This window comes from Leptospira barantonii, from assembly GCF_002811925.1.
Lineage (GTDB): Bacteria > Spirochaetota > Leptospiria > Leptospirales > Leptospiraceae > Leptospira > Leptospira barantonii.
The window spans coordinates 138,805-162,559 of record NZ_NPDS01000008.1; the positions used below are offsets into that span (position 1 = coordinate 138,805).

General features: G+C 43.4%; 20 protein-coding genes. 15 read left to right on the forward strand and 5 right to left on the reverse strand.

From position 1 onward, the window contains the following. Window positions 1-45: 45 nt before the first annotated feature. Complete coding sequence (locus CH367_RS17195; protein ID WP_100763726.1) at window positions 46-1,011, reverse strand: cation diffusion facilitator family transporter; 966 nt, start codon at window positions 1,009-1,011, stop codon at window positions 46-48. After that, window positions 1,011-2,033 (reverse strand): OmpA family protein, encoded by a 1,023-nt coding sequence (locus CH367_RS17200; protein ID WP_100763727.1) that lies wholly within the window; start codon window positions 2,031-2,033, stop codon window positions 1,011-1,013. The genes CH367_RS17195 and CH367_RS17200 overlap by 1 nt, the downstream gene beginning before the upstream one ends. 146 nt (window positions 2,034-2,179) lie before the next feature. Between CH367_RS17200 and mgtE the strand changes: the two genes are divergently transcribed. From mgtE to lvrB, 7 genes are all read left to right on the forward strand, one after another. Next, on the forward strand, window positions 2,180-3,571 hold the full coding sequence (mgtE, locus tag CH367_RS17210; RefSeq protein WP_100763728.1) for a magnesium transporter: 1,392 nt from the start codon (window positions 2,180-2,182) through the stop codon (window positions 3,569-3,571). An 85-nt stretch (window positions 3,572-3,656) separates the two neighbouring features. Beyond that, window positions 3,657-4,307 carry an LA_2219 family laminin/E-cadherin/plasminogen-binding protein gene (locus CH367_RS17215; protein ID WP_100763729.1) on the forward strand — a complete coding sequence of 217 codons (651 nt, stop codon included), beginning with the start codon at window positions 3,657-3,659 and terminating at the stop codon, window positions 4,305-4,307. Between the two features lie 109 nt (window positions 4,308-4,416). After that, window positions 4,417-4,821, forward strand: a complete 405-nt coding sequence (locus CH367_RS17220) for a DoxX family protein (protein ID WP_100763845.1) — start codon at window positions 4,417-4,419, stop codon at window positions 4,819-4,821. A 33-nt stretch (window positions 4,822-4,854) separates the two neighbouring features. Beyond that, window positions 4,855-7,392 carry a magnesium-translocating P-type ATPase gene (mgtA, locus tag CH367_RS17225; RefSeq protein WP_100763730.1) on the forward strand — a complete coding sequence of 846 codons (2,538 nt, stop codon included), beginning with the start codon at window positions 4,855-4,857 and terminating at the stop codon, window positions 7,390-7,392. Window positions 7,393-7,395: 3 nt separating this feature from the next. After that, window positions 7,396-7,971, forward strand: coding sequence for an ion transporter (locus CH367_RS17230; RefSeq protein ID WP_100763731.1), 576 nt, complete (start codon window positions 7,396-7,398; stop codon window positions 7,969-7,971). A gap of 484 nt (window positions 7,972-8,455) precedes the next feature. Beyond that, the gene (lvrA, locus tag CH367_RS17235; RefSeq protein ID WP_100763732.1) at window positions 8,456-10,975 is read left to right on the forward strand and encodes a hybrid histidine kinase/response regulator LvrA; all 2,520 of its coding nucleotides are present in this window, start codon (window positions 8,456-8,458) and stop codon (window positions 10,973-10,975) included. Further along, window positions 10,968-12,116, forward strand: a complete 1,149-nt coding sequence (gene lvrB / locus CH367_RS17240) for a hybrid histidine kinase/response regulator LvrB (protein ID WP_100763733.1) — start codon at window positions 10,968-10,970, stop codon at window positions 12,114-12,116. Before lvrA ends, lvrB begins: the two co-directional genes overlap by 8 nt. A gap of 60 nt (window positions 12,117-12,176) precedes the next feature. Here lvrB and fbp read toward each other — a convergent pair whose 3' ends face one another. After that, window positions 12,177-13,205 (reverse strand): class 1 fructose-bisphosphatase, encoded by a 1,029-nt coding sequence (gene fbp / locus CH367_RS17245; RefSeq protein WP_100763734.1) that lies wholly within the window; start codon window positions 13,203-13,205, stop codon window positions 12,177-12,179. 170 nt (window positions 13,206-13,375) lie between these two features. Between fbp and CH367_RS17250 the strand changes: the two genes are divergently transcribed. From CH367_RS17250 to rpoD, 6 genes are all read left to right on the forward strand, one after another. Continuing rightward, on the forward strand, window positions 13,376-13,819 hold the full coding sequence (locus CH367_RS17250) for a hypothetical protein (RefSeq protein WP_100763846.1): 444 nt from the start codon (window positions 13,376-13,378) through the stop codon (window positions 13,817-13,819). Window positions 13,820-13,939: 120 nt separating this feature from the next. Next, entirely contained in the window at window positions 13,940-14,152 is a 213-nt protein-coding gene (locus tag CH367_RS17255) for a hypothetical protein (RefSeq protein WP_010574823.1), read from the forward strand. 199 nt (window positions 14,153-14,351) lie between these two features. Next, on the forward strand, window positions 14,352-14,561 hold the full coding sequence (rpsU, locus tag CH367_RS17260) for a 30S ribosomal protein S21 (RefSeq protein ID WP_000232823.1): 210 nt from the start codon (window positions 14,352-14,354) through the stop codon (window positions 14,559-14,561). Window positions 14,562-14,621: 60 nt separating this feature from the next. After that, the gene (locus CH367_RS17265; protein WP_100763735.1) at window positions 14,622-15,068 is read left to right on the forward strand and encodes a GatB/YqeY domain-containing protein; all 447 of its coding nucleotides are present in this window, start codon (window positions 14,622-14,624) and stop codon (window positions 15,066-15,068) included. 23 nt (window positions 15,069-15,091) lie between these two features. After that, window positions 15,092-16,891 (forward strand): DNA primase, encoded by a 1,800-nt coding sequence (gene dnaG, locus CH367_RS17270; protein ID WP_100763736.1) that lies wholly within the window; start codon window positions 15,092-15,094, stop codon window positions 16,889-16,891. Between the two features lie 19 nt (window positions 16,892-16,910). Beyond that, the gene (gene rpoD, locus CH367_RS17275) at window positions 16,911-18,668 is read left to right on the forward strand and encodes an RNA polymerase sigma factor RpoD (RefSeq protein ID WP_100763847.1); all 1,758 of its coding nucleotides are present in this window, start codon (window positions 16,911-16,913) and stop codon (window positions 18,666-18,668) included. 170 nt (window positions 18,669-18,838) lie between these two features. Here rpoD and CH367_RS17280 read toward each other — a convergent pair whose 3' ends face one another. Beyond that, a complete protein-coding gene (locus tag CH367_RS17280; RefSeq protein WP_100763737.1) occupies window positions 18,839-20,491 on the reverse strand; it encodes a glycerol-3-phosphate dehydrogenase/oxidase in 1,653 nt (550 codons plus the stop codon). Between the two features lie 32 nt (window positions 20,492-20,523). Between CH367_RS17280 and tyrS the strand changes: the two genes are divergently transcribed. Together tyrS and CH367_RS17290 are read left to right on the forward strand one after the other, a co-directional pair. Beyond that, window positions 20,524-21,741, forward strand: coding sequence for a tyrosine--tRNA ligase (tyrS, locus tag CH367_RS17285; RefSeq protein WP_100763738.1), 1,218 nt, complete (start codon window positions 20,524-20,526; stop codon window positions 21,739-21,741). Window positions 21,742-21,786: 45 nt separating this feature from the next. After that, window positions 21,787-22,983 carry a polysaccharide deacetylase family protein gene (locus tag CH367_RS17290; protein ID WP_100763739.1) on the forward strand — a complete coding sequence of 399 codons (1,197 nt, stop codon included), beginning with the start codon at window positions 21,787-21,789 and terminating at the stop codon, window positions 22,981-22,983. A 179-nt stretch (window positions 22,984-23,162) separates the two neighbouring features. Here CH367_RS17290 and CH367_RS17295 read toward each other — a convergent pair whose 3' ends face one another. After that, complete coding sequence (locus CH367_RS17295; RefSeq protein ID WP_100763740.1) at window positions 23,163-23,624, reverse strand: hypothetical protein; 462 nt, start codon at window positions 23,622-23,624, stop codon at window positions 23,163-23,165. Window positions 23,625-23,755 lie beyond the last annotated feature (131 nt).

Genomic DNA, 23,755 nt, shown 5'->3' on the forward strand with positions numbered 1-23,755 from the left:
CGCTGATCGCTGATCCGAAACGAAACGAAACGAAACGAAAATTTTTCAGTGATGGTGATGATGTCCGTGCCCGTGATGATCGTGGGTTCCGTGCGAATCCAAAACGGGCAATTCCGAAATTTTCCGAGTCAAATCCGACAGTTCGCATTGAACCGTAACGAAATCGATTCCGAATTCCGATTTTAAAATCCGATTGCACTGAAAGACGATCTTGTCGCCGTTCTTGAGATCGTTCACTGCAACACGCAACGTGCAGGCGTGAACCCCTCTCGTAATCGCCCAGAAATGATAATCCAAGATCCCTTGAATTCCGTCGATCTTTCGGATATGTTCGAGAATATGAGGGATTTCGAATGTTTGCGGAGAGGATTCCAAAAGAACGAAAAGACTTTCCTTGAAAATTCCCCAAGCGGAACGAAGGATCAAAACCGAAATCAAAACGGAAATCAACGGATCGATCCAGTTCCAATTCGTAAAATAAATTAGAATCGAACCGATCAACACACCCGCAGTGGAAAGAAGGTCGCTCAAAACATGAACATACGCGGATTTGATGTTGATATTCTCGCTACTAAACCGAAATAAAATCCAAGCGCTGAGAAGATTCAAAAGAATTCCGAGGGAACTGTAAAAAACCATTTGAAAACTTAAGATTTCTTTTTGGTTTTGAAATCTTTCGATGGCTTCGTAAAAGATATAAAACGAAATCCCGAATATTAGAATCGAATTCAAAAGGGACGTGAGGATTTCAATCCGGTAATAACCGAATGAAAATCTGTGATTCGGTTTTCTCGAAGCCAAAACAACCGCGATAAACGATAAGGACAAAGCGATCGCGTCGGTGATGATATGCCCCGCGTCCGCAAGAAGAGCGATACTTCCGCTTTGAATTCCTCCGAAAAGTTCTACAAAGAAGATACAAAGCGAAACGAGAATCGCCAGAAGAATCGATCTTTTAAGACCTTTCTCCTGACTTCTTTCTACGTGATGGAGTTGAAAAAAATCGTCCATCAACGCGGAACGACTACGATGTCCACTCTTCGGTTGAGCGCTCTGTTTTCGGGCGTATCGTTGGAAACGATCGGTTGAAATTCTCCGTAACCGGCGAGAGAGAAGTTTCTCGGATCCAAATTCTTACTTTCCAAAAAGTAATGAAGAACTGATAACGCGCGTTCGCCGGAAAGTTGCCAGTTGTCCGAGAATTTTTTGGTACGAATCGGAATGTTATCCGTATGTCCTTCGATGATGATGAGATTGCCCGGATAGTTTCCGAGGATTTCTTTGATTTTATCCAACGCGGGAAGAATTTGTTTTTTCAGATCGGCCGAACCCGAATCAAATGAAATCTTATCGTCGATGTTGATGACAAGACGATTGTGAAAACGTTTCAAACGGATCTGACCCTTTTTGATTTCGTCCGTGAGTTTACTTTCGAGTTCGTTCGCTTGATCCGCGAGACGATCGAGTTCCTTTTTCTGATTGTCGGAAAGATTTTTCAGTTTGGAAATTTCGTCGTTTAAGGAAAGAACTCTCGCCTCCAAGTCCGCGATCTTTTTCTCGTATTCTTTTTGAAGCGCTTCCGTCTTTTTCTGACAAGCCGCTCTTTCTCGTTCCAGTTCTTCTTTTAAGTTTTCGAGAAGTTCACGAAACTTACGGGCCTGTCTTTCGTTTTCTTCGATCAGTTCCTTTTCCTTATTGGAACTTTTCGCTTTGAGAACGGCGATTTGATTCTCCAGTGCTTTGAGTTTTTCCTCGGAGAGATCGTTGTCCTTGGCTCTGAATTCTTTTTCTCTTGCGAGTAATTCCTCCAAAGAACGGATCTTGGAATCGAATTCCAAACGTTCCTTTTTGGAATTTTCGGTTTCGTTTCTGTATCGGGTTCTTAAAGAATCCAATTCGATTTCCAAGGCGATCTTCTCGTTATACACCTTGTTGTATTCCCAAGGATAATAAAACGCATCGGCGGAAACGGAGTTTACGGAAAGAATCAGAGAAAGGGAAATAAATAGATAGGATTTCAGAAACGGTTTCATCTTGGTTGCACCTTCTTTCTACGATTGAGCAGTGTACGACCGGGTCAAATGAAAAACTCCTTTTTTATGCCTCGTCTGGAAATTCATTGATCGGTCTGTCAAGTTTTCAATCCTGTTCTCTGGAACCATTTCTTGGGGAGAATTTTATGGAAGAAAAAGGAGTCAGCCAAGGCCTACTTTCGGAAAAAGCGAATCCTTCTTCTTTGGAATGGATCGAATTCTTCTCCGAAAAAATCAAAGCGGGTGAGAACGCTTTTTTAGATCGTTTTCTCAAACTCAATCACCCCGCGGACATCGCCGAGGTTCTGGAAAAACTCGAAGAGGACGAAGCCTTCTACGTCTTCAGACGATGCGATTCCGAACTGCAGAGTTCGATCTTAGTCGAGTTCGACGAAGAGTTCCAAGCGGATTTAATTTCCCGTTTTCAGATGAAAGAAATTTCTCCGATCTTGGAGAACTTGGAAACGGACGAACTCTCCAATCTCATTTCCGAATTTCCAAGAGAGAAGGCGGAAGAAATCCTCAACTCGATCGACGAGGAAGATTCTTCCCAGGTCAGAAAACAACTTACCTTCCGTGAATACACCGCCGGTCGTTTGATGAACACGGTCTTCGCTTCCGCCGTAGAAACAGACACGGTGAGAAAGGCGATCATCAAACTCAGAAAGATCGCAAAAGAAACGGACGACATCTATCATTTATATCTTACGGACGAAGACAATATACTCAAGGGCTATGTGAAGCTAAAGAATTTATTTCTGGCTCCGCTCAACACGAAGGTTCATCGTCTGATGAAAACCGGGTTCACATCCATTCACTACGATACCGATCAGGAAGAAGTCGCGAAGATCTTCCGAAAATACGATTTGGTTTCCGCGGCGGTCGTGGATGATCTCGGAAGAATTTTGGGAAGAATCACCGTGGACGACATTTTGGATATCGTTCACGAAGAGGCATCCGAGGACATTCTCCGTTTGGGAGGGGTTTCGGAAGAGGAGAAGTTATCTTCCTCCGTTCTTACTTCCGCAAGAAGAAGAATGGTCTGGCTTTTGATCAACTTGGGAACGGCTTCCCTTGCGGCTTCCGTGGTTTCGTTCTTCGGAGCGACGATTGAAAAATACGTGTTACTCGCTTCTTTGATGCCGATCGTAGCCGGGATGGGAGGAAACGCGGGAACTCAATCGATCACTCTCATCGTAAGAAACCTGGCGACCGGAGATCTTACTCCGGAAAACTGGAAATCCGCGATTCGAAAGGAAGGTCTTGTCGGTTTATTAAACGGCCTTATGGTAGGCGTAACGGCGGGAATCATAGTCTATCTTTTTACAGGGAATTTCGTCCTTTCCATGGTTATGTTTATGGCCTTACAAGCGAATCTCATAATCGCCGCTGTGATCGGAACCTCGATCCCGTTGTTGTTGAGGGTTTTGGGAATCGATCCCGCGATCGCGTCCTCGATTTTTGTGACTACGTTTACGGACGTGTTCGGGTTTTTCTGCTTTTTGGGATTGGCCACGATCTTCATTCAAATGTTATGATATGCTAAAAGAAAAATAATACGGGCGGGTTCCCGTTCGAGTTAAAGTTTTTACCAAGAAATCAGTTTCGGAGAATCAAAAATCAATGTCGTTTATCAAATCAAAATCCAATCTTAAGAACGCGATCCTTTTTTTCGCGGTGGCTCTGAGTTTATTCGTTACGTCCTGTTCCACGACCACAAAAACTCCCGAAGGAGAAAGCGTAAAACACGAGTCGGTTCCGAATCCGGCCGGAGACAACGAGGTTGTTTTGGACGAGGAAGGAAGGGAAGTTTCCTTGAACACGGGCGATCCCGCTTCTTTTCTAAAACCGTCCAAGGATCCGATGGAATATTTCCGAGTTCATATCACAAGCGACGGTTATCAATTGCGTCAGCTCCGAGGATCCAAGTATATCAAACGAAAAGTGGATAAGGGCGGGGATGCACTGATCAGCGAGGAATTGGTTCGTTTTAATAAGATCAATTTCGTGGACGACGGAATCATCATCGTTGTGTTAAACGGAAATACCGGGGCTTTTGAAACGATTCGTTTTAACACGAGGGTTCCCCGTATCAACGATCTTGCTAAAATCGTTCAGAACGACGTAACACGTTGGTCCATGGAACATTCGGAAGAAAAACCGGTCGTCACCAAGTTTCAAATTCATTATTCTTTGGAATTGAAAAACAAGGTTGGTTCCAACAGGGATGTGGTTAAGGAAGAATTGAAAAAAGAAGTGATCCGCAGAAAATAATTTTTTTCGATCGCCGTTTGAATCCGATTCTTCCGCAAGTTTAATGGTTGAATCGGATCAAAGTCCTTTTAACCTTTGAGCGCGACAAAACGTGCAAAAGGAGATTTTTATGGAATCACAAACCGTTTCAAAAGGTCAACTCTGGACCGGAAGAATTTTAAGCGGACTCGCGATTGCGTTCTTACTCATGGACGGGGTTGGAAAATTTTTCCTCGATCAAATGCCCAAAGAAGCCATGGAAGACGCGGCAAAACTCGCTTATCCCAATAGTATCATGCCTTGGCTCGGCACCACGCTTATCATCTGCACACTGTTATACGCGTTCCCAAAAACTTCCGTCTTAGGCGCGATCTTATTGACCGGATATTTGGGCGGTGCGGTCGCTTCTCACGTTCGAATTCTAAATCCATGGCTCAGCCATATTCTATTTCCCGTATATTTAGGATTCTTTATATGGGGCGGTTTGTATCTGAGAACCCCCGAGTTACGCGCGCTTGTTCCCTGGAAGAAATAAAACGAAATCGAATTCAAAGGATTCGACTCTGCAATGAAAGAAAAAGTCAAACAACCTCCCTCCGATCATTTTTGGAGTTTTACTCGGGAAGAATGTCTCGAACGATTGGATTCAAAACCGAACGGGTTATCGGAGGTTGAGGCTAAGAATCGACTTTTTCGTTTTGGGGAGAATCGTCTTTCCTCCAAAAAACAATCCTCTTCGATCGGTTTGTTTTTTTCTCAGTTTAAAAGCCCGATCATTCTTCTTTTGTTTTTTGCGGCCGGACTTTCCATCGTAGTACGCGATTCTACCGATGCGATCATCATCTTAGGAATCGTTTTTGTAAGCGGCATACTCGGCTTCTGGCAGGAACGAGGAGCCATGAACGCTGTGAGCAAACTTTTGGCAATGGTTCAAATCCGAGTCGGTGTGATTCGAGATTCCGCGTTGAAAGAAATTCCATTGGAAGAAGTTGTGCCGGGCGACATTCTAAAACTGAGCGCAGGTGATATCATTCCCGCGGATTGTATTCTCCTTGAATCCAAGGATTTATTCGTGAACGAGGCGACTCTTACGGGTGAAACATTCGCCTCCGAAAAATTTACGGAAGTTGTTTCGGAAGATTCTCCCTTATCCAAAAGAACGAATTCTCTATGGATGGGAACACACGTTGTGAGCGGAGAAGGAAAGGCGCTCGTCGTTAAAACGGGAAAGGAAACCGAATTCGGAAAAATTTCGGAACGTCTGAAATTGCGTCCGATGGAGACCGAGTTCGAGGCCGGTGTTCGTAAGTTCGGATTTTTTTTGCTTCACGTAACTCTTCTTTTGGTCATCGCAATTTTTGTGGTAAACGTTTTTCTTCACAAACCCGTACTGGAATCCTTTCTATTCTCTCTGGCATTGGCGGTCGGATTGACCCCGCAACTTCTTCCCGCGATCATCAGCATCAATCTTTCTCACGGTGCAAAAAAAATGGCCGAGAAAAAGGTAATCGTCAAACGACTTGCGGCGATCGAAAATTTCGGAAACATGAACATCATCTGTTCCGATAAAACCGGAACGCTGACGGAAGGAATCGTAAAACTTCAATCGGCTCTGGATATTTACGGAAACGAAAACAAGGAAGTCGCGTTAAACGCATTCTTAAACGCTTCCTTTGAAACCGGATTCGTAAACGCGATCGACCAATCCATTCGAACCGATTTGAACTTCGACATTGCCGAGTTCGTCAAAACGGATGAAATTCCGTATGATTTCTTGAGAAAAAGGTTGAGCATCCTCGTTTCCCATTCGGGCGGGCATAGGATGATCACGAAGGGCGCCCTCGTAAACGTATTAGATATTTGTAATTTTGCAAAAACGGAAGACGGTTCTCAAATAGAAATCGAAAAAGTAAAGGACCAAATTCTTCAGAAATACGAGGATTTGGGAAAACTGGGAAATCGAATCTTAGGAATCGCGATCAAAGAAATCGGCGAGAGATCCAAAATCGAAAAATCGGAAGAGGAGAATCTGGTTTTCTTAGGACTTCTTTCCTTTTTTGATCCTCCGAAAAAGAACGTGGAACTAACGGTATCCAATCTGAAAAATTTGGGAGTTTCGTTGAAAGTGATCACGGGGGACAATCGATTTGTAGCGAGCAGTCTTTGTTCCAGAATCGGATTAGAAAATCCGAATACTCTTTGCGGTCCCGAACTGGAAAAGATGAGCAACGAGGCCTTGATTCAGAAAGTGGGCGAGGTCGACGTTTTTGCGGAAGTGGAACCCAACAGTAAGGAAAGAATCATCATCGCTTTGAAAAAGGCCGGTAATGTGGTCGGATATATCGGCGACGGAATCAACGACGTATCCGCACTTCATTCCGCCGATGTCGGGATTTCGGTGGAGAAGGCAGTGGACGTCGCAAAGAACGCGGCCGATCTTGTCCTGTTGGAAAAGGATTTAGAGGTTTTGGTCGACGGGGTAAAAGAAGGTCGGACCACATTTGCAAATACTTTAAAGTACGTTTTTATGGCTACCAGCGCGAACTTTGGAAACATGTTCAGTATGGCCGGAGTTTCCTTGTTTCTTCCGTTTTTACCGCTGTTGCCGAAACAAATTCTACTCACTAATTTTTTGACCGACTTTCCCGAAATGACGATCGCAACCGACCGAGTCGATACGGAAATGATATCCTCTCCAAAACGCTGGGACATCGGAGCGATTCGAAAATTTATGGTCGTATTCGGAATGGTAAGTTCCTTTTTCGATTATCTAACCTTCGGTGTTTTACAATGGGTTCTACACGTAAATCACGATCAGTTTAGAACGGGTTGGTTTATAGAATCCGTCGTATCCGCTTCGTTGATCGTTCTTGTGATTCGAACGAGAAACGCATTTTTCGCGAGTAGGCCGGGAACACCTTTGTTTTTGACCACTCTTTCCATCGTCCTGCTTACGATTACGATTCCATATACGCCGATCGCAGGTTTGTTTGGATTGGTTCCTCTTCCTCCCGAATTTTTGGCGCTTCTTGTAGGAATCATCGTTCTTTATGTGACAGTCGCGGAAATCACCAAAAGGATTTTTTACAAGAAGGTAGCGATCTGATTTATGTATATAGATCGATATGTGATTCGCAATATACTTAAAATTTTGGTTGAATATGCGGCGGTCATTCTACTCGGTTTAACGATCGTGTATTTGGATGAAAGCGAGTTCACTGCGCTCGACATTCATTTCTTGATCGTAGGTTTAGCGGGAATCAAATCGATCTACTTTTTCATAAAAGGGTTTCGAAAAATCTCGGAGCTTTCCACTCTGGATCTACAATATTACGAATTTCTTGTGTTTATCGCGGTGAATATCGGGGTAATCATCGTTTCCTTCGGATTTGATTATTACTGTTTGTTTCGCGTGGATCCGACATCGTTTTCCGGCATTCCGAACGAAATCACGCCGTTTCTTCTCGCTTTTAAGTTCTTTTACTTTAGTCTGATGATTTTTACGAACATCGGAATCATCAAAATCGTACCGGAAAGCACGAGTTCCGAAGTCCTGGTGATTTTAGAAGCGATTCTATCCTTTATTACGATCATTTTCGTTCTTTCCGATTTTTTAAGTTTAAAAGAATCCTTAGGAAAACGAAGAAAAATTCTCTCGGAAACGTCTTTGCAAGAAATTGACTAAATAACGCGGGATAATCTCCACATTCTCCTTTTTTCGGAAAAATTCTCGATTTTTCTTAGGATTGCACTTTAGAATTCTGCAATTTTATAATGTATTCATATACCGAAGAATCTAACGCGAGTATATTAGCCTAGTATACTACGAATTGTCTTTGGATTTAGTCGCATTCAATAAATTGAATCTACATTCCGCTCCGTAAATTCCGTTTTAACGAAGGTTCCGAAGGGTTTTTGAAGTTTACTCAATAAATTCTTTCAAAAAAAATCCGGAGGAATAGAAATTCTCGAATAATTTGAAAAATACGTTTGAAAAAGCCCGTCTCTTTATCGGTATTTATGTTATACTTTTATAAATCGAGTCTAATTGTAAATTTCAACAAAAAGCATTTGAAAAACTATTCAAACTTTGATAATTGTATGTCCTCGTAATTCGAATTCAAAGCGAATGCTCTTCCGATACGTTTAACCAATGGAATTAGAAATTTATGGTAAAAACCGTCGATATAGAACTAGGAGAATATAAACTCATCTTCGAGGCCTTACCCGGTCTGTATTTAATTCTTCTACCCGATTTTAGAATCGCCGCCGTCAGCGACGCATACCTCCAAGCCACAAAGACAAAAAGAAGCGAGATCCTTGGAAAAGGAATTTTCGAAGTTTTTCCGGATAATCCTTCCGATCCGAGCGCGGACGGAGTCAGCAATCTCAGAGCCTCATTAAACATTGTCCTAAAGGATAAGGTTCCGAACACGATGGCCGTTCAAAAATACGACGTTAGGCGACCCGAATCGGAAGGCGGTGGTTTCGAAGAAAAATATTGGAGCCCGATGAATTCTCCGTTGTTGAATGCAAAGGGGGAAGTGGTCTATATCGTTCACAGAGCCGAAGAAGTCACCGAGTTTGTTCGACTCAAAAACAAAGACAACGAACAAAACAAGGAAACCGAAGAACTGCGCAATCTTACCGCTTCGATGGAAACGGAAATCTATCAAAGGGCGCAAGAGATTCAAAAATCAAACAAGACCTTACTTCGACTCAACGAAGAATTAACACAAAGGGAAAACGAGATTCAGAAAGTTTACGAAAGACTTTTTGAAATGGATCAACTCAAATCCAAATTTTTCGCAAACGTCAGTCATGAGCTTAGAACTCCTTTGACCTTGATCATAGGACCAACTCGAACCATGCTCAAGGATCAACGACTTTCCGCAAGCCAGAGAGCCTTTTTGGAGACGATCGAAAGAAACTCTTATACTCTTCTCAAACACGTAAACGATCTTCTCGATCTTTCCAAGTTGGAAGCGGGGAAAATGGACTTGGATTATTCCAACGCGGATCTTGCAAAGGTCATTCAATACATCGCCGCACATTTCGATTCGGTCGCAAAGGAAAGGGAAATCGATTTGGTTCTGAATATCCCTGAAAAATTTCCGGCTCAGATAGACGTTTCCAAGGTGGAAAGAATCGTTTTGAATCTGATCTCGAATGCGTTTAAGTTTGTTCCCGATTCCGGAACGATTCACTGTTCCTTAAAGACCGAAGGCGCATTGGCATCCATCTGCGTTTCCGATAGCGGACCCGGAGTTCCCGAACATCTGCGCGAACAGATTTTCGAAAAATTCAGACAAGGGGAAGAAGGTGATTCCAGATCCTTCGGAGGCACGGGACTCGGACTTGCGATCGCAAAAGAATTCGTAAGTTTACATCTGGGTTCGATCGGCGTTTTCGATTCTTTATTGGGCGGAGCGCTTTTTAAGGTTCAGATTCCGATCTATGCTCCGTATCAAATCGAAGAGAGCAAACAGGTTGCGGAAACGGAAGAATTAACTCCCGCGCTGATGAGCGATATTTTCGAACTGAAAAAAAGAAGAATCGAAACCGAAGAACTCCAATCCTATTACAATCGTCCTAAGGTTTTGATCGTCGAAGACAATTCCGAAATGAGAAAGTATATCTTCGATACGTTGTCCTCCGAGTTCAATCTTGTGGTCGCATCCGATGGGAAACAGGGTTTGGAAAAGGCGATTCAGGAAAAACCGGATATCATCGTTACGGATATCATGATGCCCGTACTCAGCGGAGATCAGATGGTTCGGGAGATTCGGAAGAATCCGGATCTAACGGGAACGTATATCATATTCTTAAGCGCAAAATCGGATCAGAATTTTAGAGTCAAACTTCTTCAAGAAGGTGCGCAAGACTATCTGATCAAACCGTTTACTCCGGAAGAATTGATCGTAAGAATCCGCAATTTTGCTACATTAAAAAAATCTGTTGAAACCTTGGAGATCGCGAACAAGGACATGGAATCGTTTAGTTATTCGGTTTCGCACGATCTTCGCGCTCCGATCCGAGGTATAGAAGGTTTTTTGAATATCATTCTAGAGGATTTCGAAAAGTCCTTGGATCCGGAAGTGGTTCGTTTGCTGAATATCGTTCAAAAAAACGTAGTCTACATGAACAGTTTGATTTTGGATCTTCTCAACTTTCACAGAGTATCCAAGATCGATCTCGTCACTCGAGTTGTGGACATGAACAATATGGTCAAAGAAGTGATCGCGGCCGTTCTGCAGAATTATTCCGGAAAAAAATATTCCTTTCAGGTTGAGAAGCTACCGAATGCGCTCGCGGACGGAGCCGCGCTCAAACAGGTCTGGATGAATTTGATCTCCAACGCTACGAAGTATTCTTCTACGAAGGATGAACCCTTCATTAAGATAAGCGCCAAACAAGTGGACGGTTATAATTCCTACTCCGTGGAAGATAACGGCGTAGGATTCAACAAGGCGTATTCGAATCGTTTATTCAAAGTATTCCAAAGACTTCATACTCAGGAGGAATTCGAAGGCACTGGGGTCGGTTTGGCGATCGTAGCCAGAATCGTACAACGACACGGCGGAGAAGTATTTGCGGAAGGAACCTTAAATCAAGGATCTAAGTTTTCTTTTACCCTTCCGAAACTTTCCGAAAATTCTAAAAAAGAAAACGGAGTCGAGAATGAGTAGATGGAAATTTCTTTTTTTGGAGGATTCCTTAGTCGATTTGGAGCTGATCCAAAGACAATTGAATCGCGCAAAAATCGACTATCACCCGATTCATGCGAGCGACTCTGAAAGTTTTTCACAAGCGATTCTCGAGCAGAAACCGCATTTGATCTTATCCGACTTTAGTCTTCCGAAATACGACGGATTTTCCGCGCTCAAGGTCGCGCAAAAAATCTGCCCGGGCACTCCGTTCATCTTCGTTTCCGGAACCTACGGAGAGGACGCGGCGATCCAAACGCTTACGATGGGCGCAACGGACTACGTGTTGAAGGATAGAATCGAAAAACTTCTTCCTGCGGTTCAGAGAGCCTTACACGAATTAGAAGATCATGAATTACGAATCAAGGCGGAAAAGGAAAGATACGAACTCGAGGAACAACTGAGACAAAGTCAAAAATTGGAGGCCATGGGTATGATGGCCGGAACCCTCGCGCATGAAATCAACAATCCGTTGCTCGCCATTTCGGAATACGCGGCGATGATCGCAAAGGGTGAAATCGATCCGAATAAATCGAAACAATTGGCCGTAAAGATACGGGATGAAAGCGCTCGTATCTCGACCATCATGAAAAATCTTCTTCGTTTTTCCAGGGACGATAAGGGTTCGCTTCATCCCGTGGACGTTTCCGAAATTCTCATCAAGCTTGAATCGATCACACATCAGATCTTTAAAATGAATCGAATCGAAGTCGGTTGGAAAAACGCGGAACCGGGTCACACAATTCAATGTAGAGAAGGGCAGATCCTTCAGATTTTGGTGAACTTAGTCAACAACTCAGTGGACAGTCTCAATCAAAAGTTTCCGGAGTACGACGATGGAAAAAGAATTCTTCTGGATGTAAGCGTCGTGAAAGATCAAAAAAAAGAATTCGCTCAGTTTACCGTTTGTGATTTCGGAATGGGAATCCCTTTAGAAATTCAAAAATCGGTTTTTAAAACCTTCTTTACCACGAAGGCCGCGGACAAGGGAACCGGACTCGGACTTTCCGTAAGTTTAGGAATTGCGAATGAACACGGTGGAAGTTTGAAATTGGAAAGTGAACCTGGACAATATACTCGGTTCCATCTGAGGATTCCGATCTTTGATCCGAGCTCACAGTAATTCAAACAATCGTACCCGTACGAAAATTCAAACCACTGCGAACCCGAACCGAAGTAGGACTTAAGGTTTTTTAGGCGCGAACTTTAAGAAGTGTTCCACTTCTTTTTTACTCCCCGTAACGAGGGTCGTACGTTCGTGGAGTTCTTTCGGAGTGAGATCCAAAATTCTTTCTCCGTAAACCGTAACCGCCATACCACCCGCTTGCTCTGCGATATACGCCATCGGAGCGGCTTCATAAAGAAGTCTTAATTTACCGTTCGGGTATTTGGTGGATTTCGTATCGTTCGGATAGAGAAAGATTCCGCCTTTCAAAAGGTTTCTATGAAAGTCCGCAACCAAGGAACCGATGTAACGACCGGATTGAGGTTTTCTTCCGCCCTCGATGGACTTGATGTCACGGATATAATTCTTCACCTCATCGGACCAGTAGTTGTAATTCCCTTCGTTGATGGAGTAAATTCCGCCGGTCTCCGGGATCTGCATATCCGGGTGAGAAAGAATGAATTCTCCACAAGAAGGATCGAGCGTAAAACCGGAAACTCCTTTGCCCGTGCAAAGAACCAACATCGTGGAAGACCCGTAAAGAACGTAACCCGCCGCTCTTTGACCGGAACCTGCTTGTAAAAGATCGCCTAACGTTCCCGGAGTTCCCCCCGGACTTTTTCTGAGATGAACGGAAAAGATGGTTCCGATGGAAACGTTTGCGTCGATGTTCGAGGAACCGTCGAGAGGATCGATTGCGATCGTATATTTACCGATTTTATAGCCGTTCGGAACGGAAACGGTTTCTTCGTGTTCTTCGCTTCCTAAAATACAAAGGTGACCGGAACGGGTCAGAGTGTGATTGAATACCTTGTCCGCATACTCGTCCAACTTCATCTGGGTTTCGCCTTGGACGTTTACGACATCGGTCGAACCGAGAATGTTTTCCAAAAGCCCCGCTTTACGAACCTCTCTGGAAACGATTTTTGCGGCGTAAACTAAGTGACTCATAAGAGCCGTAAAATCCCCTGTTGCCTGGGGTAACTTGAGTTGTTCCTCGATTAGATACTGGGAAAGACTCAATGTTTGTGTAGGATGGACGGACATAAATTCCTCTGGGAAAATGATTCCAACAGAGTTTTTCGAGTGCCTCCGAATTCAAGCGAAAAGCTCTCTTGAAAAAAACGATTCTTCGCCTAAAATCGAGACGCTTGGAAAGAATCTTACGAATTTTCAAAGGATTCCGATCCGATATTCATAGGAGAAGGGAGTTTCCGATGGAATCCGTAATCAAACCGATCACTCATAAATACAAAATTTCAGAGGATCTATTCGAAGAATTTTCGGATCAGATCGTGCGAGATATTCGGAACTCCCTAAGTACCGAAATCGTGATCACACACTTTCGATTTCAGGATTTGTATTCTTACTTTAAACTTCTGGGTGAACAAAGATCCGGCGAGATCATGAGAGAACTCAAAGCGATCATCCAAGCCCACTTAAGACCTTATGATAAATTGTATGTTCTGAGTCCTAGATCGATTCTCACGTTATCTCCCGATTGTAAAACGGAAGTAGTACAAGCAAGATTCGACGAAGTAGTCTTTCAGGTGAATCATCTCATCGTGGACTATGAAATCCAGTTTATGGAACTCGGTTCTCCGATTGAAACCATAGAACCGATTTGGAAAGAACTTCTCGTAACGTCAAAAAGTACATGACGCTTGTTAAGCGAAACCGATTCGAACCGATGTACGTAATTTGAATCTTTTTTAAAAAGTTCTTCAGGGAATGAACGGTTGTACCGTAAATTTTCACGAGGCCAACCCTCGGAGGAAAGAATGGATCAAGCAGAAAAGTTCAAGAAAACCCTGGAACGATACATCGACTACAGAGGGATCGATATCATTCTTCATTTAAAAAACGGAACCGTGATCGAGTTGGATAAAAACAGAAGACTGAACGGGGACGTGGTGATTAAGAATGGAAAATTCGGGATCGTCGCACAAATTGAGATTTCCGAAATTCAAAAGGCGGAATTCTTTGCGGCGTAAACGGTTAAAATCGTCGGAAAACCGACGCCTTTTTGAGATTTTGTCGGAAAACCCTTGACATAATACCCCCTTTTTCTGGTATTGTAAATCTTGTCTACCTATTTCTTCACGGAAATCGGTGGTCATTTTGCATGCAATTTTGTCTCCGAATGATTCGTTTTCGGAGCGGCTTATTAAAACGAAGGAACCTAAGAATAGAATGGTAGGAATCATTGTAAAAGACGGAGAGTCGATCGAATCTGCTCTGAAACGTTTCAAACGCGACTGCGCTAACGCAGGAATTATGAGCGAAATCAAACGCAGAGAATACTTCGAAAAACCGAGTATCAAAAAGAAAAAAGCGATCGAATCCGCAAAAAGAAAAGCAGAAAAGAAAAAACGCCTTTTCTCTAAAAAAGACAAAGCCTAATCGTAGGCTTTGTCAAAATCGGAATCTTTTTGATTCCACTCACTTGAATCTTTATAACCTATGTCCCTGCAGATAAAAATCAATGACGATCTGAAAGAGGCGATGAAAGCAAAGAAAGAACCTCATCTTTCTACGCTTCGTCTTCTCAAATCCGATATTCAATACGAACTGACCAAAACCGGAGCGAAAGAACTCGCGGATGATCAGGTCATTTCCGTTATCAAGAAGGCTTATGCAAAACGTCTGGATGCGATCGAGATGTATCAGAAAGCCGGAAGAAACGATCTTTTAGCTCAGGAAGAAAGTGAGGCCGCTGTTCTCAAGGAGTATCTTCCACCCGAACTTCCCGAGTCGGAAATCATCGCAACGATCGATCAGATCTTTGCGGAAATGCAACCGACCGCAAAGGATATGGGAAAGGTCATGGGTCGTGTCATGGCCGCATTCAAAGGAAAAAGCATCGACGGTACTAAGGTTTCGGCAATCGTTAAATCCAGGCTTTCCTGAATCTCATAAGTGGGTCACCTCTTTTGTCTAACAAAAAGGATTTCATTGATCGAGTTCACCGGGAAGTTCCCATCGAATCTTATATATCCCGTTTTGTTCCTCTTAAAAAAAGAGGTAAGAATTTCCTAGGACTCTGTCCGTTTCATCAGGAGAAATCCCCGTCCTTCAACGTTTCCGCAGAGAAACAATTTTACTACTGCTTCGGTTGTAAAGCCTCCGGAGATCTCATTCGTTTTGTAATGGATTACGAGAGAGTGGATTTTTCCAGATCTCTGGAAATTCTTTCCGAGTATTCCGGAATTCCACTTGAGGAAAAGAATTCTAAACAAGCCGAAGTTTCGGATTTTTTATACAAGATCAATCAAAGAGTTTCTGAATATTATCAACATCTGTTGCATACTCCGGTCGGAAAAAACGCCTTGGATTATTTGAAATCCAGGGAAATCGAAGATTCCGAAATTCGATTGTTCGGTCTCGGTTATGCGCCGGAAGGTTTTGAAACACTCGCCAAAGAGGTGTTAAAGACGAAAGACGAAATCGCGGGAGCGATTCAACTCGGTCTTCTTCGGGAAAAGGAAGCGGGAAACAACCGCCCTTACGATTTCTTTCGGGATCGGATCATGTTCCCGGTTTTGGATTTATCCGGAAGGACCATCGCGTTTTCGGGAAGAATTTTAGGACCGGGCAAGGAAGCGAAATACATCAACAGCCAAGCATCCTTGATCTTTGATAAGAGCCGTACTTTTTATAATTTTTTTAGAGCCAGAGAAGGCGTTCGTAAGACTGGGGAAGCGATGCTCGTCGAAGGTTATCTGGACGTGATCGGCTTGGTAAGAAGGGGTTACGAAAACGTGATCGCTTCCATGGGAACCGCCATTACTGAAAATCACATTCGAACTTTGAAGAAGTTCGCCGAAAAAGTGATCTTCGTTTTGGACGGCGACATCGCCGGGAAGAAAGGCGCTCTCAGAGCCGCCGAAATCTGTCTAAAAGAAGGAATGGAAAGTTCCATCGTACTTCTTCCGGAGGGAAAAGATCCTTTCGATTTATCCAAATCCCTGAGCAGACCGGAACTAAACGAAATCATTACGAACCAAATCCAAGGTTCGGAGTTTGTCGTAGACGAATTGCTTGAAAACGCCGATTCTCGCGCATTGCCCGAGAAAAAAAGAAAGGCTCTTCAAAATCTATATTCTTTTATCCAGAGCCTGAACCGGGAAACGGACAAACAATTCTTTTTAGGGCTCGGCGCGAACAAACTCGGGATCAGCATGGATGCGGTTCTGCGCGATTTTAAAGGCGGAACAAGTGCAAAGAATGGACCCTCGAATGCCGATACTAGATCTAACTTAAAGGAAGTTCCGGCGATCACAGGTCCCGCTTTGGACTGCGAGAGAAAAATCATCTCCATGCTCGTGAAACATACGGGGTTGTTTTCCTATTCCGAGGAAATTTCCTCGATGGAATTCATGGATACCGCGAGTTCCTTTCTTTGGGATTATTTATACACGATTTATACGGGAGAAGGCGAAATTTCTCCGGTACAAATTTTAGCCTCGGATCTGCCCGAGGATTTGAAACAGGCTTTGGCTCCGTATCTTTTGGAAGAAGATTCCGAAAAGACGGAACCGGGCGAACTACATAAGGTTTTTCGAATTCTTTTGTTACAACAAAAGAAGTTTAGAATCGAGGATAGAATTCGGGAACTCGATCAAAGAAGAGAACGTTTTTTTACGCCCGAGATCTTTACGGAACTGAGTTTCTACCGTAAAGAAAAAGAAAAGATTCTGGAACATATCCGGAATCAGTCGGCTACCACATAATTTAGAGGGAATGGGAATGATGGAAAATCTGCAAAGCATGCCTGAGGTTCAGAAGATTATATCTCTGGGAAAGGCAAACGGAGAAGTCTCATACGACGATATCAACGAGATTCTTCCCGATAAAATTCTGAACTCAGAAAAGATAGACGATTTCTTTACCCTTCTTCACGAGATGGGAATCGAAATCGTGGAAGAATATACCAGAAACACTCTGGAGCCCGCTTCCACTCTCGTTCCTAAGGACGATTCCAAACCTGCGAGAAAGAAAAAAGAATCCTCTTCATCCGCGAGCGGTTCCGAAGATCCGATCAAACTATACTTAAGAGAAATCGGAAAGGTAAGTTTGATTTCCGGTGAGACCGAAGTGTTTCTCGCCAAAAGAATCGAGAAGGGCGAGAAGATCATCGAAGAAACGATCTTAAGTTCCTCCATTCTCCGCGCGAACTACATAAAACTTCTTCCGAAGATCCGTAGCAAAAAGATCAAAGTCTACGATTTGATCCGCGTGGACAAAATGTATGCGCTGAACGCCGAAGAGGCGCATAAACTCGAAGAATTATTCTTTAAGAACATTCTCGTGATCCAAGAACAAGAAAAGGTTCTTCAGGAAGCGGTTTCCAAAATCAGAAAGTATTCCGAGACTTCCAAAAAATTTAAGGAATTCAAAGAGAAGATCGACGCTTCCACGGAGATCATCCACAACGCGATCCGCGAACTTGGAGTTTCTCAAAAAGAAATCCAAAAGATTTCCCAAAAGATCAAGTCCATGGTTTTTAGAATCAAGGAAATCGATCGCCACTTCTTAAAGATCAAGGCTCAATACGGACAAGACGTTCGCGACATCAAAGCGTTCAACCGTTTTATCGAAAAGAACGAGAAGTTAGACGACATCGAAGTAAAGATGGGAGTGAACATCGACGAAGTTCGCGAGGTCATCAAGGACATTCGCAACAACGAAAGAAAACTCCGTCGTATGGAACAGGAAGCGGGTTCCACGGTTCAAGAGATCAAGGACTGGGGTGAAAAAATCATCAAGGGCGAACGAGAAATTTCTCAAGCCAAAAAAGAACTCGTCAAAGCGAACCTTCGTCTTGTGGTTTCCATCGCGAAACGTTATGCGAACCGAGGAATGCACTTCTTCGATTTGATCCAAGAAGGAAACATCGGTCTGATCAAGGCCGTCGATAAATTCGAATATAAGAAAGGTTATAAATTCTCCACATACGCGACTTGGTGGATCCGTCAGGCGATCACAAGAGCGATCTCCGACCAAGCGAGAACGATCCGAGTACCTGTTCACATGATCGAACAGGTCAACAAGGTAATCCGCGAAACCAGATTGTTCGTTCAAGAATTCGGACGCGATCCGAGCAACGAAGAGATTGCGGAACGTTTGGGTTGGCCGGTTCAAAAAGTGAAGATGGTCAAAAACGTAGCGAGAGAACCGATTTCTCTCGAAATCCCAGTCGGTTCCGAGGAAGATTCGGAGCTTGGAGATTTTATTCCGGATACGGAAGTGGAAACTCCCGTAAACGCGGCGGCTTCAAGCATTCTCGCGGAACAGATTCGTCAGGTTCTTCATACTCTTCCGGCGCGTGAACAAAAGGTGATCCGTATGCGCTTCGGTTTGGACGACGGTTATCCTCAGACGTTGGAAGAGGTCGGATATCAATTCAAGGTTACGAGAGAAAGGATTCGTCAGATCGAAGCGAAGGCGCTTCGAAGACTCAGACATCCTTCGCGTTCTAAGAAGTTGAAGGATTACATCGACGGTTAAGATTTGTCGGAGTTCCGACAAATACAGTCCGCAAAATTCTTCTTGCGTAGATTAGAATTTTCTGATAGAGAAGATTTTTGCGGAAAATTTCCCACCTCCGCACCCCTCCACCCTAATCATGGGTGGGGTCCGATGATTTTACTAAAGAACGTCGGAACTTTTAAAAGTTTTTAACGATAAGACTTCCTCAAGCTCGCTATCAAATCCAACGCTTCGGATTCTTCCGCTTTTTTGGTCTTGTCCTTCCACTTCAATTGTTTGGAAAGAAGGGCGGCAACCGGCGCCACCATCTTCTGGGCCATGTCCAAATTCACAAAGAGGATTCTAAATCTTCTCGCAAGAACGTCGGTGACGCCTAACGCGAATTCTTCCTTAGCCGCAAATAGAACCTCTTCCTCGAAGTAGGGAATTCCCTTTCCTAAAAGTTTCGGTTTCTTCCCGAGAATTGCGAATGCTTCCGTTCCGTAATAATTCTGAAGTCGTTTTGCAAAGATCGTATCGATCTTATAAGTTTTTTCGATTTCTTGATACAAAGTTTCCGAATATCCTGCGGCACCGGGATACGCGTAAAACTTAGTGGAGCATGGATTTTGTTCGTCCAAATTTCCGACTTGAATCAGCTTATCTACAAGGTCCTCGGCCATCTTTCTATACGTGGACCATTTTCCTCCGCCCATCGTAACCAGACCGGAGTTTGAAACGAGGATGACTTCTTCTCTGGAAATATTTTTCGTATCCTGATTTCCTTCCGGAGAAATCAAAGGCCTGATCCCGACAAACACGGAAAGAATATCTTTTTCGGAAACCGGATTCTCCAGATAATCATTTCCCGTATCGAGCAAGAATTGAACCTCGTTGCCGATCGGAAGAGGTTCGTCGCCCGGATTCTCAATCGGAGTATCGGTGGTTCCGAGAATCACATGATCTTCCCAAGGAATGATAAACACAACTCGTCCGTCCTTGGTTTTCGGAATAATCATCGCGGATTCACAAGGAACTTTTTCTTTGGAGAACACGAGATGAATTCCCTGACTCGGAGAAAGAACGTTAAACGTCCTTGGATCGTCGAGTTTACGAATATGGTCGACCCAGATCCCGGTCGTGTTCGCGATTACGTTCGCGTAAACAGGGAAAGTTTTTCCGGTTTCTAAATCCTTGAGATTGGCGCCCTTTAACTTTCCATTCTCCTTAACGAAAGAAACGAGTTCGACTCTGTTGGCGACGGTCGCTCCTTCTTTTTCCGCGGATCTTGCGATCAACACGTTCAAACGTGCGTCATTGAATTGGGCGTCGTAGTAGGTGATTCCACCAAAAAGACCGTCCTTTTTGATCGCCTTAAATTCGGAGATTGCTTCCGATCTCGAAACCGTTTTGTGAGAAGGAAGTTTTCCTTTCGAAGCGAGAATATCATACAAAGTAAGACCGATTCCATAGTAAGGTCTTTCATAAAAACGATACGCGGGAAGAACGAACTTGAGAGGTTTTACCAAATGAGGAGCGTTTTCCAAAAGTCTTTGCCTTTCGGTCAATGCTTCGTGAATCAGTTTAAAATGAAATTGAGCTAAATATCGAACTCCACCGTGAATGAGTTTGGTGGAACGGGAAGAGGTGCCCGAAGCAAAATCTTTCTTTTCGATGAGCGCAACTTTGTATCCTCTTTTGGCCGCATCCAAAGCGGCTCCGGCGCCAGTAGATCCGCCTCCGATCACGAGAATATCGAAGGTCTCTTTTTGCAGTTTAGAAATTTGTTCGGCTCGGTTCTGTTTTTCCATTTTGAGAATTCTTCCTGCTTTACAGGTTTCTTTCCCCCTACAAATTTGCATTAAGTTTCACATCCGATCCGGATTTTTCTTTCATGGACATTCAAAAACAAATCGAAATCATTCGCCGCGGCACCGTTGATCTGATCAGCGAAGAAGAGTTAAAATCCAAACTTCAAAAAAAGAAAACGCTTAAAATCAAGGCGGGCTTCGATCCAACCGCACCCGATCTTCACCTCGGTCATTTTGTTCAGCTCAAAAAATTAAAACACTTCCAAGACCTGGGTCACGAGGTTTCTTTTCTCCTCGGAGATTTCACAGCGATGATCGGAGATCCGACTGGAAAATCCGAAACCAGAAAACGTCTTTCTAAAGAAGAGGTTCTTGAGAATTCCAAAACCTACCAAAGCCAGGTCTTTAAGGTTCTCGATCCGGTGAAAACGAAGATCGTCTACAATTCAAGCTGGTGTTCCGGAATGAATTTCGAAGACGTTCTCGTTCTCAGTTCCAAATACAACGTCGCGAGAATGCTCGAAAGAGACGACTTCAGCAAACGTTACAAAGCCGGACAACCGATCTCTATGATCGAATTTTTATATCCTCTCGTTCAAGGTTACGATTCGGTCGCTATGGAATGCGACGTGGAACTCGGCGGAACCGATCAAAAGTTCAATCTTCTTGTGGGCAGAGATTTACAAAGAGAATACGGAAAAGAAGCGCAGTGTGTTCTAACCCTTCCGTTACTTGTGGGATTGGACGGAACCAAAAAGATGTCCAAATCCCTCGGCAATTACGTGGGGATCACCGAGGCACCGATCGATATGTTCGGAAAACTCATGTCGATCAGCGACGATCTGATGTGGAATTACTTCGAGCTTCTGACCGATCTTCCTTTGCCCGAAATCGAAAACCGCAAAAACGGAATGGCAAAGAAGGAACTTCACCCGAAAGAAGTGAAGACGGAACTTGCGAAATTAATTATGGATCAATTTTCTCCCGCGTCCGAAAACGAAACGGCGATCGAAGAATGGAAAAAAATCCACAATCCGAAGTCCAGAGCGGTTCCGGACGATATCAAAGAAGTCACCTTGGGTGAAGAATTCTTTGCCGAAACACCCGAACCCTTGCTCGTTTGGGTCCTGAGCAAACTTGCTTTTGTTCCATCCGTTTCCGAAGGAAGAAGGCTCATCAAAGCGGGCGGTTTGTATCTTTCCGAAGACAAGATTACGGACGAAAAACTTCCGATTCAAAAGGGAAAAGAATACTTGGTAAGACAGGGGAAAAAGGGAAAATTTTTAAAAATTCTTTCCTAAAAATGATTTGAAGGATTCGAAATTCTTCATTTCAATCGAATCTTCATGTTAAGCGAGGAAGAATCATCGGAACTTTCCAGAACGATTTCCGAAATCAAAAACAGCGGAATCGAATCCGAGGTGATCGAAAGAAAGTTCAAAACTCTTCGTATACTTTTTTCCATCGGCTTTTTCACATTCTTAAGCGCCGTTTCCATTCTTACCCTAACGCATAGAATTTTCAGACTCGAAGCGACCGTTGAAAAACAAACGGTACATATCACAACTCTTGAGGAAACCTTAACCTCTCTTCGCTTGGAAGAACAACAACAAGAAGAAGAACTTCTTAAGTTCAAATCGGATCTGTATGACGCGGTTCCCGACGGAGATTTATCCGATCAGGTTTCGGAAAACAAATCGAATTTGGAAATTCTTCCCGGCTCGGATGTGGGTAAAAATGTCAACCGAGGTGATATACGTTTTAAGGAAATCGCACTTACCTTTGACCTGGGAACGGGTGAAGACTTAAAACTCATTTACGAATATCTTTCTCGCTTTCCGATCAAGATCACTTTGTTCGTTTCCAACGAAAACCCTGCTTTGAAGAACGGATCGTTTTTCAGCAACACGAACCTTTACTATCTCAAAAAACTTTCCGAGCTCGGAAACCGAGTCGTATTCGGAAATCATACTTGGAGTCATTATAACATTCCAAGAAGTTTATACGAACCTTCCTTGCGTAAAAGGGCATTGCTCAGTTACGTTTCGGATGAGATCCCGGATACGAACTTTCTCCAGCAGGAAATGAGAATGGTGGAGGAAAAATTTGAGTCTGTTACGGGGAAGGAACTTACTAAGTATTACCGTCTTCCTTACGGCGGATTCGACCCTTTGGTGATCCGCACCTTCGGCAAATTGGGTTATACGCACCATATTTTTTGGAGCAACAATTCGGTTGGCTCCTTAGACATTCCGGATTTCGTATATAAGAAATTCATTTATAAGAAAGATCCGCAAACCGGCAAAACGAGAATCATGCCGAATCCAAATTACAAAACCAGAGCGGAAGCTTTGGACTTTTTATACAGATGGGAAGAGGCGGACAAAAACGGTATGAACGGCGCAATCATTCTGATGCACTTGGGATCTCCAAGACAATCCGAAAAACTGATCTACATTCTTCCCGATTTTATCCAAGAAATGCTTTCGAAAGGTTATCATTTCGTGACCGTCCCGGAAATCATCAACGATCACCAGGACTGATTTCGAAATTTCGTAGGAACTCCTACGATTTTGCCGAAAAATTTGCGGACCCCACCCTGTATTGGGTGGAGGGGTGAGGCGGTGGGAAAACTTCGGAAATTTTCCTATAACAGAATATTTCTCTTCTTGCAAGCAAAACTTTTTACAACTATTTCGTAGGAACTCCTACAAATGATCGATCAATAACCGTCCAATTTGATTTGTATCTCTTTGAAGAACGGATCCCAAACGTTCTCTTTCGTCCAACGAGCGTTAACTTCTGTCTGTTCCACGTTGTTGTTCCAAAGTCGATACTTTACGGTCCTCACCGTTGCGCTGTTCTTATCACCGGTGATCTGCAAATAATATTTGTGATACGCTGTAAACTGTTGACCAGTCGCTTGATATTGATTCCCGTAAAGATAAACCATCTCGTAAAAAGGAACTTTTTCGGTGACGATGATTCCTTTTTCCTTATCCTGTTTTTCTATACCTACTTTCAATTCTTTGAATGCAAGAATTGTGGCATTGAATGTTTGTTCCTTGGAACGATTGAAAGTGCGCGTCAAGTCTTGATTGTAAAGATTTTCGTCGATCTTCGTCAGCGATAAACAGTTTGTAAGCAATACCAATGAAATGAATGAGAATAAAATTCTTTTCACGTTCCATAAACTCCTAAGCAAAATTCAATTACTAAGGAGTGAGCAAAACAATCAGAGTCAAGAAAAGAAAGAGATAAGAAGAATCTAGGACGAGAAAATTTTGGAAGAATGTAGAAAAGAGATCCGCCAAC